This window comes from Nocardia jinanensis (genome assembly GCF_014645735.1).
GTDB lineage: Bacteria > Actinomycetota > Actinomycetes > Mycobacteriales > Mycobacteriaceae > Nocardia > Nocardia jinanensis.
The window spans coordinates 443,564-459,939 of record NZ_BMMH01000002.1 but is presented as its reverse complement, the minus strand read 5'-3'; the positions used below and the strand labels follow the sequence as shown (position 1 = coordinate 459,939).

At 68.1% G+C, this 16,376-nt stretch carries 14 protein-coding genes and 1 pseudogene; 8 read left to right on the top strand and 7 right to left on the bottom strand.

The features are described 5' to 3' along the window. On the top strand, positions 1–1,593 hold the full coding sequence (locus tag IEY68_RS06635; protein ID WP_058856234.1) for an FAD-dependent monooxygenase: 1,593 nt from the start codon (positions 1–3) through the stop codon (positions 1,591–1,593). Positions 1,594–1,650: 57 nt separating this feature from the next. Here IEY68_RS06635 and IEY68_RS06630 read toward each other — a convergent pair whose 3' ends face one another. The 3 genes from IEY68_RS06630 to IEY68_RS06620 form a co-directional block, all read right to left on the bottom strand. Then, complete coding sequence (locus IEY68_RS06630; RefSeq protein WP_082681563.1) at positions 1,651–2,472, bottom strand: amidohydrolase family protein; 822 nt, start codon at positions 2,470–2,472, stop codon at positions 1,651–1,653. Between the two features lie 124 nt (positions 2,473–2,596). After that, positions 2,597–3,664, bottom strand: a complete 1,068-nt coding sequence (locus tag IEY68_RS06625) for a nucleoside hydrolase (protein ID WP_058856232.1) — start codon at positions 3,662–3,664, stop codon at positions 2,597–2,599. Positions 3,665–3,768: 104 nt separating this feature from the next. Further along, positions 3,769–4,536, bottom strand: a complete 768-nt coding sequence (locus IEY68_RS06620; RefSeq protein WP_082681553.1) for an MHYT domain-containing protein — start codon at positions 4,534–4,536, stop codon at positions 3,769–3,771. Between the two features lie 439 nt (positions 4,537–4,975). Between IEY68_RS06620 and IEY68_RS06615 the strand changes: the two genes are divergently transcribed. From IEY68_RS06615 to IEY68_RS37035, 5 genes are all read left to right on the top strand, one after another. Continuing rightward, on the top strand, positions 4,976–5,209 hold the full coding sequence (locus IEY68_RS06615) for a hypothetical protein (protein WP_058856231.1): 234 nt from the start codon (positions 4,976–4,978) through the stop codon (positions 5,207–5,209). Positions 5,210–5,274: 65 nt separating this feature from the next. Continuing rightward, positions 5,275–6,177, top strand: coding sequence for a Sir2 family NAD-dependent protein deacetylase (locus IEY68_RS06610; protein ID WP_058856230.1), 903 nt, complete (start codon positions 5,275–5,277; stop codon positions 6,175–6,177). Between the two features lie 11 nt (positions 6,178–6,188). Next, positions 6,189–6,602, top strand: a complete 414-nt coding sequence (locus tag IEY68_RS06605; RefSeq protein WP_058856323.1) for a secondary thiamine-phosphate synthase enzyme YjbQ — start codon at positions 6,189–6,191, stop codon at positions 6,600–6,602. 28 nt (positions 6,603–6,630) lie between these two features. Next, positions 6,631–7,707, top strand: coding sequence for a Gfo/Idh/MocA family protein (locus tag IEY68_RS06600; RefSeq protein WP_058856229.1), 1,077 nt, complete (start codon positions 6,631–6,633; stop codon positions 7,705–7,707). After that, entirely contained in the window at positions 7,601–8,122 is a 522-nt protein-coding gene (locus IEY68_RS37035; RefSeq protein ID WP_082681562.1) for a Tn3 family transposase, read from the top strand. Before IEY68_RS06600 ends, IEY68_RS37035 begins: the two co-directional genes overlap by 107 nt. Positions 8,123–8,127: 5 nt before the next feature. Here IEY68_RS37035 and IEY68_RS06590 read toward each other — a convergent pair whose 3' ends face one another. The 4 genes from IEY68_RS06590 to IEY68_RS06575 all read right to left on the bottom strand — a co-directional run bounded on the left by IEY68_RS06590 (position 8,128) and on the right by IEY68_RS06575 (position 14,756). Then, on the bottom strand, positions 8,128–8,883 hold the full coding sequence (locus IEY68_RS06590) for an NUDIX hydrolase (protein ID WP_062996891.1): 756 nt from the start codon (positions 8,881–8,883) through the stop codon (positions 8,128–8,130). A 110-nt stretch (positions 8,884–8,993) separates the two neighbouring features. Continuing rightward, positions 8,994–10,235 (bottom strand): methyltransferase domain-containing protein, encoded by a 1,242-nt coding sequence (locus tag IEY68_RS06585; protein WP_189094092.1) that lies wholly within the window; start codon positions 10,233–10,235, stop codon positions 8,994–8,996. A 338-nt stretch (positions 10,236–10,573) separates the two neighbouring features. Continuing rightward, positions 10,574–13,834 (bottom strand): arabinosyltransferase domain-containing protein, encoded by a 3,261-nt coding sequence (locus IEY68_RS06580; RefSeq protein ID WP_058856321.1) that lies wholly within the window; start codon positions 13,832–13,834, stop codon positions 10,574–10,576. Between the two features lie 283 nt (positions 13,835–14,117). Continuing rightward, a complete protein-coding gene (locus IEY68_RS06575; RefSeq protein ID WP_058856227.1) occupies positions 14,118–14,756 on the bottom strand; it encodes an HD domain-containing protein in 639 nt (212 codons plus the stop codon). Positions 14,757–15,139: 383 nt separating this feature from the next. On the opposite strand from IEY68_RS06575, the pseudogene IEY68_RS06570 reads away from it, so the two are divergent. Beyond that, positions 15,140–15,520 (top strand): annotated as a pseudogene (locus IEY68_RS06570) (cytochrome P450); the annotation flags it as partial. Positions 15,521–15,556: 36 nt separating this feature from the next. Then, complete coding sequence (locus IEY68_RS06565) at positions 15,557–16,375, top strand: mycofactocin-coupled SDR family oxidoreductase (RefSeq protein ID WP_058856225.1); 819 nt, start codon at positions 15,557–15,559, stop codon at positions 16,373–16,375. The last annotated feature ends 1 nt before the right edge of the window (position 16,376 follow it).

The window sequence follows — 16,376 nt, the reverse complement described above, 5'->3', positions numbered from 1 at the left end:
ATGCGCTACGACGTGATCATCGCCGGGGCCGGCCCGGTGGGTCTGCTACTGGCCTGCGAGCTGGGTCGCGCCGGGATCCGGCCGCTCGTGGTCGAACGGAATGCCGAAACCGAGACCGAACCCAGGGCCAACGGCCTGGTGGGCCATGTGGTGCCGCTGTTGGATCGGCGCGGGCTGTACGAGCGTCTCAGCGGGACAGCGGGCCCGCCCCGCCCCAACGACCGCTACTTCATGTTCGGCGGGCTGGCCCTCGATCTGAGCCTGCTCGACAACGGGCCGGTCTACACCCTGCCGATCCCGCAACGGGAATTGGTCGCCGCATTGGCAGGATACGCGGCCGAACTCGGTATCGAGATCCGCCGCGGTGGGGCAGTGGTGGCAGTCGAGAACGACGGCGACGGAGTCGCGGTGGAACTCGCGGGCCCCGACGGCCCGGCCCGGCTGCGCGCTCGCTACCTCGTCGGGGCGGACGGCGCCCACAGCGTGGTCCGTAAACAGCGCGGAATCGATTTCCCCGGTATCGGATACGACCGGACGACCGCCCGCACGGTCCACGCCTCGATCCCCGCCGACTGGGTGGACCCGGTAACCGGCGAACTCCGGGTGCCCGGCTTCGGTCCGATCCGGCCGTTCCTGTCGCTGCGTACCGAGCACGGCGGTTTCACCTACGCCCCGTTCGCGGATCGGCCACCGATGCTGTCCACCGTCGAATGGGACGAACCACCGATCGACGAGCCGATGACGCTGGTGGAGATGCGGGCGAGTATCACCCGGGTGCTCGGCGCCGACATCCCGCTCGGCGTCCCCGCAGGACCGGGCCCGCATCTATTGCGCCGGCTGCGCGGCGGGCATACCCGGGTGGCCGAACAGTTCCGTGACGGACCGGTTTTCCTGGCCGGAGACGCGGCGCATGTGTACACCGGTGGCGGTGGGCCCGGACTGAACGTGGGATTGCCGGACGCGGTGGACCTCGGCTGGAAACTGGCCGCCGAGATCAACGGCTGGGCGCCGGCCGGCCTGCTCGACAGCTACGACCGGGAGCGGCGGCAGGCGGCCACCCGGACGGAACTCGCGGCCCGCGCCCAATCGGCCCTGCTCGCACCGGGCGGAAACGGCACCGCGTTGCGCGCGGTGTTCGGCGAGCTGCTCGCGGACGAGTCCACCGTGGCGCGGGTGGCCGCGTTGATCGCCGGGACGGATGTGCGCTATGACATGGAAGTCGCCGACCCGCACCCGCTCGTCGGTTACAGCGCACCGGACCTCACGCTGCGCACCGGTGACGGCTCGGTACGCCTGACCGAAATGATCCGGGACTCCCGTCCGCTGCTGCTGGACCTCGCTGCGGACGGGGCGTGGTCCTCCGCGCTCACCGGCCTGCCGAGCAGGATCGGTGTGGTGCGCGCCCGGACCACGGAGACCGCGGCCACCGCATTACTACTGCGGCCCGACGGCCGGGTGGCCTGGGCCACCGAATCCGCGCCCGGGCCCGGCGAGATCGCCGCATGCCGTGCGGCGCTGGCGCGCTGGGCCGGGGTCGAAGCGCCGCGCGCACCGGTAGTGACGGCGGTGAGTGCCACGGACGGAACGAGCTGATGCCGGATTCCGTCGCGTTCAGCGGCGCCGATGCGATCCCGGTGGGATCGTCGCAGGTCAGGTCAGGCCGAACCGGTCGGCGGCATTGCGATAGCAGACGCGGCGCAACCAGTCCTCGCCCAGTTCGAGCCGTTCCAGGGCTTGGACGGCATGCCGGTACGGGTATGGGATGTTCGGGAAATCGCTACCGAACATGATGCGATCGCCATGATCGATCAAACGTTGCCGGTCGGCCACCGGGAACGGGACGTCGGCCTCGGCGAAATCGGTGAACGCCATCGTGGTGTCCAGGCAGACTCCGGAATACCGGTCCGCCAGATCCAGGAAATCCCGGTACTCGGGCATACCCATATGCGCGACGATCAGGGGCAATCGCGGGAACCGCCGCAGTACGTCGGCGACCGGTGCGGGGCCGGTGAACGCGCCGGGTGCCGGGCCGGAGCCACAGTGGATCACAGTGGGTACGCCCGCATCCTCGAGAGTGCCCCAGACCGGATCCAGCAGCGGGTCGCGAGGGTCGTAGGCGCCGACCTGGATATGCGATTTGAACACCTGCGCGCCCTGATCCACGGCTGCCGCCACATACCCGGCGGCGCTCGGTTCCGGATAGAAGGTGGCGGTGTACAGGCATTCCGGGACCTCGGCGGCGAATTTCGCGGTCCACTCGTTCAGCCATGCCGCCATATCCGGGCGGTGCGGGTACACCAGCGCGGTGAAGGCGCGGATACCGAAACGGCGCAGGGCGTCCAGCCGCACCGATTCCTCGGCGCGATAGGTGATCGGCCAGGGGCGGCCGGTGAGTGGTCCGACATCGTCGAAATACGCCCAGACCTTGTGCAGCACCCGGTGCGGCATGAAATGGGTATGCACATCGATCATCCCGGGCAGATCCAATCGCTCCCGGAATCCGGCCAGATACGCCTCGTCGGCCGGAACCTCGCTGACTCCGGAGGTGCTCACGGTCGTACCTCTCGCTCGGGTCGGACAGGGGTTCGCCGGCGTGTCATCGCAGCCGGGTGACGGGGTCGCCGACGGGCTGCCCGGGATACAGGGCCCGGGCGTGGTCGCCGATCCGGGCGATCATCCGGTCGAAGAACCGCACGGGGTCGGTGCCGACGACGATATCGGCGTTGGGCGGGCGCCCCCATATTCCGGCCCAATCGGCGACCGTGGTGGCGCGGGTGAGCGCGCCCTCGAGTTCGATATCCACCGTCGCGGGCCGGGTGCGCGCCAAGGCCGGGTCCAGGGCTACCGCCGCGGCGAACGGATCGTGCATATGTGCCAGATAGCCGAGGTCGTAGCCGTCGTGGAAATCGAAGTAGAAGCGGACCGCGTCGGTCAGGTGCCGGATGATCGGATTGCTCGCCACCGAACGCGCCTCGGGCGGATCGGCGGGGGACACCGTCTCTATCGGGTGGCTGCCGGCGCGTTCGGCCAGCCGGATCAGGTGCGTGGGCCGCATTTCGATGGATTCGGTGATATCGAGAGCGCAGACGATCGGCCGGCGATCGGGTGGGGCGAAGGAGAACGCGTCGAAGACGACCTTCGCCGCCTCGGGGTCGACGTGGATGTTCCACTCGGTGGTCGGCGTCGTGTTCCCAGGATGGTTGAACGCGCCGCCCATGATCACCAACCGGCGCAGCAGCCGGGGCAGGTCGGGTTCTTCGCGCAGGGCGAGAGCCAGGTTGGTGAGCGGCCCGGTACACAGGCCGACCAGTTCCCCTGGATGGCGCCGGACGAGGTCCACCCACATCTGCGCGGCACTGCGCGTGGAGATACGGCGGATCGGGGTGGGGAGTTCGGCATAGCCGACCCCGTGGGGTCCGTGGGTGTCCTCGGTGGTGCGCAGCGGGATCTCGAGTGGATCGGCCGCCCCGAGCGCCACCTCGATCTCCGGTGCCCGGGCCAGCTCGAGCCATGCGAGATTGTTGATCGCCACCTGGGCCGCGGGCACATTACCGGCGGTGGAGGCGATACCGGCTATTTCGGCGTCCGGGCTGGCCAGCAGATAGAGCAGCGCGAGGGAATCGTCCACTCCGGTGTCCACATCCAGGATGATCCGCTGCCGCACCCCTTGACCCTATCGGGGCGCCACAGCGGAGCATTCGGCGCGGGTCGTGTCACGTGACGCATTTCGGCCATGCGGTCGAAATGTCCCGGCGTGGACGATCCGGATCAGTCGCGGGTGGGCCAGTAGTTATCGGCCGCGGGACGGCGCGCCATCGCGGCGCCCCCGCTCACCTCGGTCAGGCCCAGGTGGAACAGCATGCCCACCGTCATCAGGCTGACACCGACGATCAGCGGAGTCAGCAACTGCGCGGCCCCCGCGCCCGACGGGGTCATATGATGCGGCGTGCCCAGGTGCATGGCGTACATGCCGGTGTAGTGCATACCGGCCACAGCCACGCCCATCACCAGCGCCGCGCCGACGGTGGCCAGGGTTCCGCGGACATTGAGGGTGAACCAGAGCGCGGCGGTCGCGGCGATCACCGCGATCACCATCGACAACGTCACGGTCGACCATTCGTAACCGATTTCGACATCGGTCTTCATGGCGTACATACCGGCGTAGTGCATGGCGCCCACGCCGATTCCGGTGACCACGCCACCGACCAGCAGGCTCTGTCCGCCCAATCGGCGTTGCTGGGCCAGGCACAGTCCGGCCCAGACAACCACCATGGCGATGGCCGCGCTGATGAGGGTCACGGGTACGTCGTACTTGATGGCCGCGCCATTGATCCGGAATCCCAGCATGGCGATGAAATGCATGACCCAGATCCCGGTGCCACCGATGGCGACCGACGCCGCGATGAGCCAGCCGTCGAACGGCGATCCGCTGCGCACGCGGCTCATGCACCGTAGTCCTAGCAACGATCCGGTGAACGACATGACATACGCGACCACGGGGGTGAGCCAGCCATGGCTGAAGTGGTCGATCTCCACCGGTGTACCTCCTCGCTGGGGTGGAATACCGCCCCCGCTACAGCGGAACACGAGCATTCCAAATTGGTGAACGTGCAGGAGGTGAATTTAAATGAGTTGTGTCATAAAAAACAAGGGCCGCAAAAACGACATCGGCGCACCTGTGACACGAAGGCCGGGCGGCGGCGGTTCTGCGACCTGATTATGACGCAGGCCACATTACATGAAGTTCGGTCATGAATCCTGGCAATCGATCGGCATGTCGTTTCCGCAATCCGCTGTGCCCGATCCGGTCGAGTTCCGGGGCGCGCCGGGAGGATTCGGCGAACACGCCGATGGCGGGTCCCGTGATCCGCGAAAGCGGAGGCCCGCACAGGGGCGCGGCGGCGGATGCCAGTTTCCGGTTGCGCTGTGCGTCACCGGTCCTCGGCGTAGGCTTCGGAGAACTCGAAGGAGACCCATGCCTGGCATATCCAGCCGCAGCAACACCCCCGTCGATCACGCTGTTCCCGAGCCCGATCTGGCCGAATTCGCAGAGATCCGCAGTGCTGAACGCGCCGAGGCCGCCCGCCGCAGCGCCGTCGCCGCCCGGATCGTCGCCGGCCATTCCACCGACGCCGCCGACTGCCGCAGCCTGCTGGCCATGCTGGGCCTCGACGCGGAAGCGGGCAAGCTCGCCGGAATCCAGACCTGAGCGAGTAGTTCCCGATCCCGGGTGGTGGCCGGACCCGGCCGCCACCCGGCACGTACGCTCGGGGTATGCCCGCCACGGCGCTGCTCGACGATCATCACCCGGATTCCTGGACCGACACCCTCGACGATCTGGTCGGGCTGATCGGCGACCGATCGACGGTCGTGCTCACCGGCGCCGGAATCTCTACGGACAGCGGTATACCCGATTACCGTGGACCCGATGCGCCGCCGCGCAATCCGATGACCTACCAGCAGTTCGTCGGTGATCCAGTATTCCGGCAGCGCTATTGGGCGCGTAATCACGTGGGCTGGCGCCATATGGACGCCGCTCGCCCGAACGCCGGCCACCGTGCCCTGGCCGAATTGGAGCGGCAGGGTGTGGTCACCGGTGTGATCACCCAGAACGTCGATCTGCTGCATACCAAGGCGGGCAGCCGCCGGGTGATCGATCTGCACGGCAGCTACGCCCAGGTGCGCTGCCTGGGGTGCGGGGCGAAGATCTCCCGGATGGCTCTGGCCGAACAATTGGAGCTGGCCAATCCGGGTTTCGCGGCCGCCTCGGTGACCGGTCTCGAGGTGGCGCCCGACGCCGACGCCGTGGTCGAGGACACCAGTGGTTTCCACATGGTGGATTGCCCGCGCTGTGGCGGGATGTGGAAGCCCGATATCGTCTACTTCGGGGAGAGCGTGCCGGCCGAACGGGCCGCGGCCGCCTACGAGCTGGTCGATTCGGCCGAAGTGATCCTGGTGGCAGGATCCAGTCTGACAGTGCTGTCGGGCCGCCGGTTCGTACACCGGGTCGCCCGGAACGGCGGCACGGTCGTGATCGTGAACCGCGGCGCCACCCGCAGCGACGGCCTCGCCCACCGCCGCTTCGACGCCGGATGCTCACCGATACTGGCCGGATTGGCCCAACGATGTCGCGCCCGGGGCGCGCGCCCGGCGGGGACCGCCGCAGGATCCGCGTAGGCTGCCCGGATATGCGCAGCACAGTCATCGCGGTGCACACCGGCCGCAGCGAAATGGTCCGTGATATCACCCCGGAATGCCGGGCGTTCGTGAACGAGGCGGGCGGCGACGGTCTCCTGCACATCTTCGTGCCACACGCCACCGCCGGCGTCGCGGTCCTGGAACTGGGCGCCCACAGCGACGAGGACCTGCTGGCCGCCCTGCGCGACCTGCTGCCGGCCGACGATCGGTGGCGGCACGCGCACGGATCACGCGGACACGGACGATCCCATGTCATGCCCGCGCTCATCGCCCCCTATGCGACCGTCCCGGTGCTCGACGGTGCACCCGCGCTGGGAACCTGGCAGTCCATCGCGCTGATCGACCTCAATATCGACAATCCGGACCGCGAGGTGCGGTTGTCGTTCCTGACCTCCGCGGGGTGAGCACGGCCGCCGGGTAACGTCGGGCGGTATGAGCAGCCTCGGAGTCGCCATCATCGGATACGGGCTGGCTGGATCGGTGTTCCACGCACCGCTCGTCGCCGCCGAACCCAGGTTGCGGGTCGCCGCGGTGGTGACGGGTTCGGCCGAACGGGCAGAGCAGGCGCGGCGCGAACATCCCGGGGTCCGGGTACTGCCCGACGCCGACAGCCTCTTCGCCGATATGTCCGGGATCGATCTGGTGGTCGTGGCCGCACCCAACCGTGTACACGCCGAACTGGCCCGCCGGGCGCTGGAAGCCGGAGCCGCGGTGGTGGTGGACAAACCCTTCGCGGTGACGGCCGCGGAAGCCGAAGATCTGCTGCGCTGCGCACAGGCCACGGGGCGGATACTCACCGTTTTCCAGAATCGGCGGTGGGACGGTGATTTCCGGACGGTACGAAAGCTCATGGCCGACGGCGCACTGGGGTCGGTGCACCGTTTCGAATCACGCTTCGAGCGCTGGCGACCGGTACCCAAGGGCGGCTGGCGTGAGGTCGGCGGCCCGGCCGACGCCGCCGGGATCCTGTACGACCTGGGCAGTCACCTCGTCGACCAGGCCCTGACCCTGTTCGGGCCGGTCGAGACCGTCTACTGCGAACTGGCCCATCGCCGCCCCGGCGTCACCACCGACGACGATATGTTCCTCGCCCTCACCCACACCGGCGGCGTGCACTCCCATCTGTGGGCCAGTGCGGTGGCGCCACTGCTGGGCCCCCGGTTCCGGGTGCTCGGCGACCGGGCCGGGTACGAAGTGCACGGACTGGATCTCCAGGAGGCGGCACTGCGGGCCGGTCACCGGCCGGGAGGCGGCGAACCGTGGGGCGTCGCGGCCGAGGCGGACCACGGCGTGCTCGGCGCCGGTTCCGAGTCGGCGTCCTATCCCACTCTGCCCGGCGACTATCCCGCCTTCTACACCGCCACGGCGGCCGCCGTCCTGGACGGCGCGCCGGTCCCGGTCGATCCGGCCGAGGCACTCGCCGGACTCCGGGTGCTCGAGGCAGCCCGGGAATCCGCCGCTGAGCGGACTCGCGTCGCTATCGGCGCTGCGGGGCCGGGGTCCGATTGATCCCGGAATCGCTCGGAGCGACAGCACGGTCCACCGCCGATCGGGCCGTCACGAACTGGGCCGCAACATCTTTCACGGGAAGAAGGGCGAGGTCACCCGCGCCTACCTCGACGGTACGGAAGACCGGCTCTCAGCGCTCGGCCTGATCTTGAACTGTGTGGTGCTGTGGAATTCGGTGTACCTGGACCGGGCGCTCGCCGAGTTACGCGCCGAGCATTATCCGGTGCGCAGGAGGACGCCGCCCGATTGTCGGCGTTCGTCGGTAAACACGTCCGACTGGAAGCCACTACAGACCCCCCGTCTGCCCGAGCCCGGCGAGGGCCACCGGCCACTACGAGATCCCGATGTCCCCGACGAGGACGACTGGGCACGTCGGAGGGTCTCTTCTGACCGGGTAATGCGGCCGCCCCGATAGGGCGGTCAGGGGGCCGGGCGGTTGTTCCAGGCGAAGGCGAAGCGGTCCGGCAGCAGCCACCAGTCGAAACTGCCGGGGCGATCGCTGGTTTCGGCGGCGGCTGTCAGGTCGTCTTTGAATTTCTCGCGCGGGTGGACGGAGCCGAGCCAGTCGTATTCGATCCACTCGCCCGGTAGGAACAGGGTGCGGCCCGCGCGGGTTCGTGAGCCGTGTACCACCAGCTTCCGGCCCAGGAGCGTGGTGCCGGCTTTCCTGTGCCGGGCCGGGCTCCAGTGGTTCCATGTGCGGACATTGTGGTCGGTGGGTTCGGGAAGGGCCAGAAATTGCAGGTAGAGCGCGGCGGCATCGACGTCCAGGCCGAGCTCCTCGGCGACCTTCCGCACCAGATCGGTATCGGAGCTCTCGGTCACGGTGAGATCGAGGTGACCGGTTCGCTCGTCTTTGTCGAGTTCGGCGGGCCGGAAGAACAGGCCAGACCTTCCCTCCCTGTCGATTCCGACGACGGTGAGCCCATCGTCGACGAAATCGGCATCATGTTCGCCCCGACGGAGATAGCGGACTGTGCCGAACCTGCCGGTTATGGTGTCCGGTGGTACGTGGCGGACCGGGTTGTTCAGCAGCACGTCGGGATTGTCCAGGCGCCGCAGTAGCAGGTCCCGGGCCTGCGCGACGCCGTCGCGCACCGGATCACCGGCGGGGAGCTCAGCGTAGGCCCAGCGCAGTCCGGTCGTGACGGCCTCGACTATCGCTGTGAAGCGCACCCATTCATCATGTGGGCCGCATCCGTTCCGCATCGGCGTGAACGTCCCGTCCTCCGCCGCGTGCGGCAACCGGTTATGACGGAGTTGATGCAGCGTGAACGGATCCGCTCTTACAGGATCCCCAAGCGCATGACGAGGGGCCAGCTGACCGTTCGCTTCGCTGTGGGATCGCCCCACAGTTCGGTGAGGTCTGCGGCGAAGGAGTGCAGGACTGCGGTGGCGCCGTCTGCTTCGGCTCGGCGGACCGCCGACCATGTCGACACGTAGCCGAGCAGTTCGGCGAGGTTCCAGTTCTTCCGGATCTGCATGGGCGGCACCGGGTATTCCTCGAACGGGAAGTCGATCTCGGAGTATCCGGTGTCGACCAGTTTGCGTTCCGGCGGCCAGTACGACCCGATCTCGTTGCCGTAGAAGTGGTCGAATCGTGGTGCGATAGCGGGTTCCGGGCGCAGCACGCCGTAGCTGATCAACGCGATCACCGCGTCGTCGGCCGCGATCCGGCGGACCTCCGAGTAGAAGGCGGGCCGGTCGAACCAATGCGCGGCCTGGGCGGCGGTGATGAGCGTCGCGCTGCGATCCGGAACGGGTAGTTCCTCGGCTGGGGCGCGCAGGTAGCGAACCCGGTCTCGGGGTCGGGCGTTCGCGAGCTGGTCGTCGCTGGGGTCGATGCCGATTGTGGTGTCGAAATGGGAGGCGAGTCGAGTGGTCAGCTGCCCGCTGCCGCAACCGACATCGACGGCGAGGTCCGTGGACGGAGCCAGCGCGGCCAGGAACATCGACAGTCGGCCGGGGTATTCGGGACGGAACTGCGCGTACGCTTGCCCGCCGCGATCGAACCAGTTGGTCGCAGTGGCGATGCCGCGGCCCGGCGAGATATCCGGCTCGGCCGTACGCACGCGGGCTTCCCGGATCCGGGGTGCGAAGCCCCTGCTCTCCAGTGCGGTCGCGGCGTCGGCGAGCGCGCGCCGGATCGGGAAGCCGATCTCGCGCTCCAGTCCCACGACCGCGGCGAAGGTGGCTTCCCAGTGCGGCTCGAGCAACCCGACGAGCTTTCTCCCCTCCGGTGTCAGGCGCAGCCCACTCTTACGGCCGTCCGGCAATTGCTCACGCACGACCAGGCCGTCGGTCACCATCAGCCCGACGGCTTGGCTGACCGCACCCTGGGTGACATGGGTCAGTGCCGTGATATCGGTGACCGTCGCGGCGCCGAGGCTCATCGCCCGCAACACCGGTGTGTATCGCGGCCGGTACGACATCCCCAGGGACTCGTACATCTCCCCGGCGCCGTGGTCCACCAGTTCGCCGACATAGCGGAGGAGTTCACCTAGTCCGGGTGCTGGTCGCACGATCATGAGCCCAAAATACATTAGTGCTAATCAAAAGGCGCGGGTCGCATGCGCGCTGGTAGGACACTCGGCCGATCAAGGTCAGTGGGCCGACCGCCGTAGAGTTCGATGGGAGATAGCCGAGCGCGGAGGATCAGGCGTCGGGTCACCGCCCGACGATTCGAAAAGCTGTCCGGAGACTGGTATTCGTTCGTTTCACGATCGACTGAAGCCGAAAGCCCGATCTCGAAGCGCTGCACTCACCAACGGCACCGATGCCCCGAATTTTCCCGATGGTGTCCGGTCGCGGCGCCCCACCCGCGCACCGTGCTCGCCGGACCCCGGTGCGGGCCCGGCGACTTCGGCTACCAGGTGACGTTGATATGGCCGGGACTCCACAGACCGGAGTGCTTCTCCTGAGTTACCGCCGGCGCGGCCGGGCGGGCCGAGACATCAAGGGGGGTCAGCCGTTGCAGCTGGCCCCAATCGTGGCTCCAGTCGTCCTTCAGGTAAGTGGCCAGGGTCTGCGAACGCAGTATCTGACGGCTCCAGCCCAGCGGTCCGCCACCGTCGTGGCGCTGCCAGAGGTTGGTGGTGTTCGCGGCCGGGCGGTCGGGCAGGACGCGCCAGCCGGGCACCTGGGCGATGCCGTCCTTGTGGTCGAACGGCCGCTGGCACGGGAACTGCAGGCCCACTGCCCAGTCGAGCAATACCGGCTGGTCGGATCCGATCAGGTCGTTGATCGTGCGGGTCTGCGGAATTCGCGGCGGGGTCAACGCGATCCACTGTTCGGGATCGATCGTCTTGTCCTTCGCGACGATGCGGACCACATCGGCGTCGTCGGGAATCTCCTCCAGCGGTACGCGCAGGTTCCGCCAGGAAGGGGTAGGACCGATATCGATGGGCATGACCTGTCCGAGCGACCGTGCGCCCGACGCCGGATCCGCGACGCCGTATTCGATGTCCACGGGTTGGCCCGGCATCACCTCGCCGTCCTGGGTGATCGCCCGGAACCGCCCCGCGGCGGTGATGGCCATGATTCCGTCGCGCCGGCCCGGTTCGGGCAACCGGTACCAGCCGGTGGTCAGTTCGGCCGCTTCCTGCTGCCTGGCGGTCCCGAGGACCGGTGTGTCGTTCGACAGGCCGAAGGGCAGGGGCGCACCGCCGGTCTGCGTGACCGAGGTGCCGTCGGAGGTGTCCTTCAGCGCATCGGCGATGCTGTTGTCGTTCGCCGGCTGGTCGTCGTCGGAGGTGACGTCGGCGACCCCACCCGGGACGAAGCCGGTGGCGTCCGCCGCGAAGGCGTCCGCCGGGTCACCGGTCAGCGGGGCGAGCATGGAGGCGTTCGGGTCGGCTTCGACCAGGACGTCGTTCGCCAGTCCGCACGGCTGACCCAGTACCGCATCGATATTGGAGCGGGCCAGTGAGAACGCCGGATACTGGGTGACCGCGGCGGTGGCGAACGACCCTACCTGGAAGACCACGATAACGGCGGCGGCCACGGTGAGCGGCGGAATCTTCGCCAGCCGCCAGGCGCGCGGCGAAACCCGGTGCGGTGTTCCCGGTTCCGGTGCCCGCAGATGCCACCACCCGGCGAGCGCCAGGCACAGCACGGCGATGGTCAGGAAGATCTCGCTCATCCCGATGCCGCCGATCGCCGGTGCTGTATCCCACCACGGGATGCCGTGGCCGGACGCGTAGAACCATTTGTTGACACCGGTGAAGATCTGGGCCATCGCCACCGCCACGATGGCGGCGAACAGTGCGCGGTATCGCGGTGCCCGCATGACCTTCGGGCCCACCGCGACCGCGGTGACGACGGCGACCGCACCGGCCAGACCGGCGAAAACGCCGTTGTGGTGGGTGAACTTGGTCGGCACCGTAGCCATCAGCAGCATCGCCCCGAAGGTGATGCCCAGCAGGCGTTTCGCGGGGCCCGAGGTGACGAACGGAATGCGCCCGCCTTTGCGCAGCAGCACGAAGGCGCACACCAGCAGTCCGAGCCACATCGCGACGACACCGAAGCGGCGGCCGATGGAACCGTCGGCGGTGGGAGTGAACAGGCGCTGATAGGCCTGGTAGTCGTCGAACCAGGGCACCGAGGGGCCGACCGCGTTGTGTACCCGGGTCATCTCGAACATCGCCGACAGCGGTTGGACACCGAAGGCGAAGACCAGCACCAGGGTGCCGGCCGCGGCCAATGGTGCCAGCAGGGCGCCGTAGGAGGAGATCCGGGCGAACCACCACGCGCCCCGGCCGGGTCGCTCGGTCGCGGCGGACAACGCGCGGGCGCGGCGGATACCGCACCGCACCACCGACCGCGCCCCGGCCGCCAGCGGTGCCAGACAGATCACCCCGGACGGTGCCGCGGTGAGACTGAACGCCGCGATCATGATGGCGATCGCATACGGCAGCAGCCGCCCGGTCGCGATGGCGCGTTCCACGAAGACCCAGGTGAGCAGGACAGCGACCGCGATCACCGGTTCCGGCCGCAACCCGTTGTTGTAGGGCAGCCAGATCGCGAGGAAACCCAGCGCGCCGGTGCCTACGACGATCTTGTCGCGCCGTAACCCGGCGCCCAGCCGGGGGATGACCTCCCGGCTCAGCGCCAGCCAGGCGAGGACGGCGGCGAGCAGGGTGGGCAGGCGCACCCAGGGACTGGCGGTGCTGAGCTCGGTCATCTGGGCGATCACGTCGTAGGGCGGCGTACCGACGGGGTTCTCCGGGACACCGAAGAACCGGAAATAGTTGGCCATATAGCCGGAGACCAGTGAGGTGCGGGCCATACCGAACTGGTAGCCGTCATCGGAGGTGGTGGAACCGATGAAATGCCATAGCAACAGAGTGGCGAGCACACCGGCGTCGATACCGGTGAAAGTCCGCCAGCGCTGCGGCAGCAGACTCCGGACCCGGCGGCCGTCGAAGCGGTCGAGTCGTAGCAGCGCGCCGAGGGCGATCGCGGCGAGTAGCACGGCCAGTACCGTCGCGGTGCGCTTGGTGAATGTGGGCGTGACCGAGAACCGGCTGTCCACCTCCACGCTGACGCTGGTTCCCGCCGAACTGGTCAGATCACTGAACACGCCGACCAACTGGGGCCGGAAGTCACCGGCCAGGAACAGTGGTTCGATATCGGTCCCGGTCAGTTCGGCCGTCGTGGCGGAACTGTCGGAGTGCACGGTGAGCGTGGCGTCACGGAGTTCGTCGAGCGGCACACTGAACATCGACTGACTGCGCAGCACCACCTCGAGGTGGGCGGGTCTGCCGTCCTGGGCCGGCTGGACTCGTGCGACGAACCCGTATTCCTCGAGGTCGGGAGCGCCCGCAGGCATGGTCGCGGCGGCTTGTCCGCCGGTCTCGGCGAGCTGTTCCAGCGCCGCGCCGGGAACGGTGGCGTCGAAGGTGAGCGGCGCGTAGGACATCAGCGGGGCGGTGATACTGCCCGTCGATCCCTGCTGGGGCCAGTTGAGAGTCGTCTTGTCCACGTGCACCGGAAGCAGTGGCACCGCGACCGCGAGCACCGTCGCGAGCAGGCCGGAAACGAGGGCTGTCCACATCGCCCATCTACCGCGTGCCGGCCCCGGTGGTGGTGGTTGCTCGTCCGTGGGCGCCTCGTCCGCCCGCACCATGGTGTCCGTCACGGGGGGCGATCGTATCGTGACGCATTCGTAACCGGAGGAATCGGACGAGGGATTCTCAGGCCGCGTTCAGGCCGGGAATCCCGCGTAGCCGTGTGAACAGCGACGATGGTCGTGTCGTGGTGGCCGGCCGGTTTTCACCGGAGGGAAAGCGGGTCGGCTGACATCCCCGCGTGAGCGCACGTGGTGTATCCCGGGAGCGGCTGGGGCCACGGTGCAGATCATGCGCGATGCGGCATTCGACCCGCGCCGGACCGCAGCCGGAATGGGGCCGCTATTCGGGCCACGGGCCGGATTCGATGACGTCGACGAAGTCCGTGCGCGTGAAACCGGGCTGGAAGTGGGCCAGGACGTCGGCATTGATGGTTCCGAAGGTGGTGTCGGGTCGATCGCCGAAACCGTGGGCGAAGGCGGCCAGAATCTGTTTCTTGAAGTCCGGTCGCGGATGGGCCGCGACCACCGCGCGGATCTCGCCGGGGTCCAGGTCGTGGTAACCGATGCCGATAACGTCGGTTTCGACACCGGCCGCCACCAGCGCGATCTCGGGGTCCATATGTTCGGGGATACCGGGCGTGGTGTGCAGGGCGATGGCGGTCCACACCCGCTGTGCCGCCGCGGCGTCGATACCGTGCGCGGTGAGGAACCGGCGCGCTTCGTCGGCGCCGTCGACCTCGAACCGCTGCTCGGTGGTGCGGTAGGTATCGGTCAGGCCCAGATCGTGGAAGAGCGCGCCGACGTACAGCAGTTCGGGGTCGGGATCGAGCCCGCGCCGCCGCCCGTGCAGCATCCCGAACAGATAGACACGCCGGGAGTGGTGGAACAGAAGTGGGGACGCACTGTCGCGGACCAGTTCGGTGGCCTCCGCGGCCAGTCGGCCGGCGGGTATCGCGACTCCTGCGATGTACTCGGTCATACCCGATCCTCCTGTGCGGATATCGCTGCTGTCGCTTGCTCGGTATGCCGGGAGGTGTTGGCCCTGCGGTCGTCTCGTCGGCGCGGCAACACTCGTCCGCGGGGGAGTGTCGAGGTGTGGGAGTGCTGGAAGCGGAAACGCTGGAGAACGGGTCGGAGCGGGTCCAGTCCGAGCATAGATCGGGAAGCGGGTAAGGGAAGGCGTCACCGACCGGCGCGCCGCGATGCTGGATGAGAATGACACTTTCTTCTATCCATATCGATGTTTGCGGCAATCGGTAACGATATTATCGACGGGCGGCGTCGGCTCGTTGCCCGGAAGGAAGGCAGGAGGGCCCAGCGCGCCCCAGCGATCGAAGGAGCCCGCCCGTGCTTGACGACGTACCGACCGGTCACGTGATCGCCCGCTATGTGACGTCCGATATCGAGCTCTACGGCACCACAGTGCCCGCGGGCAGCGCGATGATGCTGCTCGTCGCCTCGGCGAATCGGGACTCCGACCGCTGGCCGGACCCCGACAGCTTCGATATCCACCGCAGGATGAGCAATCTGCGGACCTTCGGTTTCGGTACCCACTACTGTCTGGGCGCGTCCCTGGCCCGGCTCGAGGCGAAAGTCGCGCTGGAGGAGTTCCTGCGGCGCTTCCCGCTGTGGGAGGTCGACTGGGACGCACTCGCGCTGTCCTCCACCTCGACCATGCGGGGTTGGGAAACGCTCCCGATCACCGTGAATCAGCCGCTGCTGCGCGCGAACCGACCTTCCTGACCACCCACGCAATCCACGATGTCCCGAGGAGAGACCATGGGAAAGCTCGACGGCAGAGTCGCCTTCATCACCGGAGCCGCCCGCGGCCAGGGTCGCAGCCATGCGATCCGGCTGGCGCAGGAAGGTGCCGATGTGATCGCCGTGGATATCTGCGAGCAGCTGGGATCGGTGCAATATCCGATGGGCACGGCCGAGGAACTCGAGCAGACCGTCCGGGAGGTCGAGAAATTCGGGCGGCGTATCGTCGCGCGGCAGGCCGATGTTCGTGATGTGACCGCACTGAAGCAGGCATTCGACGAGGGCCGCGCCGAACTGGGTCCGGTCGATATCGTGCTGGCGAACGCCGGGATCGGTGCGGGCGGGGCGGTGGCGTCCGAGGACCAGGAATGGGACGAGGTCGTCGGCGTCAACCTGAAAGGTGTGTGGAACACCGGTCGGGTCGCGATTCCGTCGATGCTCGAACACGGTGGCGGCGGATCGATCGTGCTGACCAGTTCGACCGGCGGCTTGATGGGTGTCGGCATCCCGACCGCCGGTTTCCTCGGCTATACCGCGGCCAAGCACGGAGTCATCGGATTGATGCGGTCGTGGGCGAACTTCCTGGCGCCGCACAATATCCGGGTCAACAGCGTCGCCCCGACCGCCGTCCGCACGCCGATGGCCGGGGACGGGAACCTACAGGCCATCATGGAGCACGCCCCGGAACTTGCGCGGGCGCTGTCCAATGCGATGCCCGTGGACCTGGTGGAACCGCTCGACGTATCCAACGCCATCGCCTGGCTGGTCTCCGACGACGCCCGCTACGTCACCGGCACGGTCGTTCCCGTCGATGCGGGCCAGTTGAACAAACGGTAGG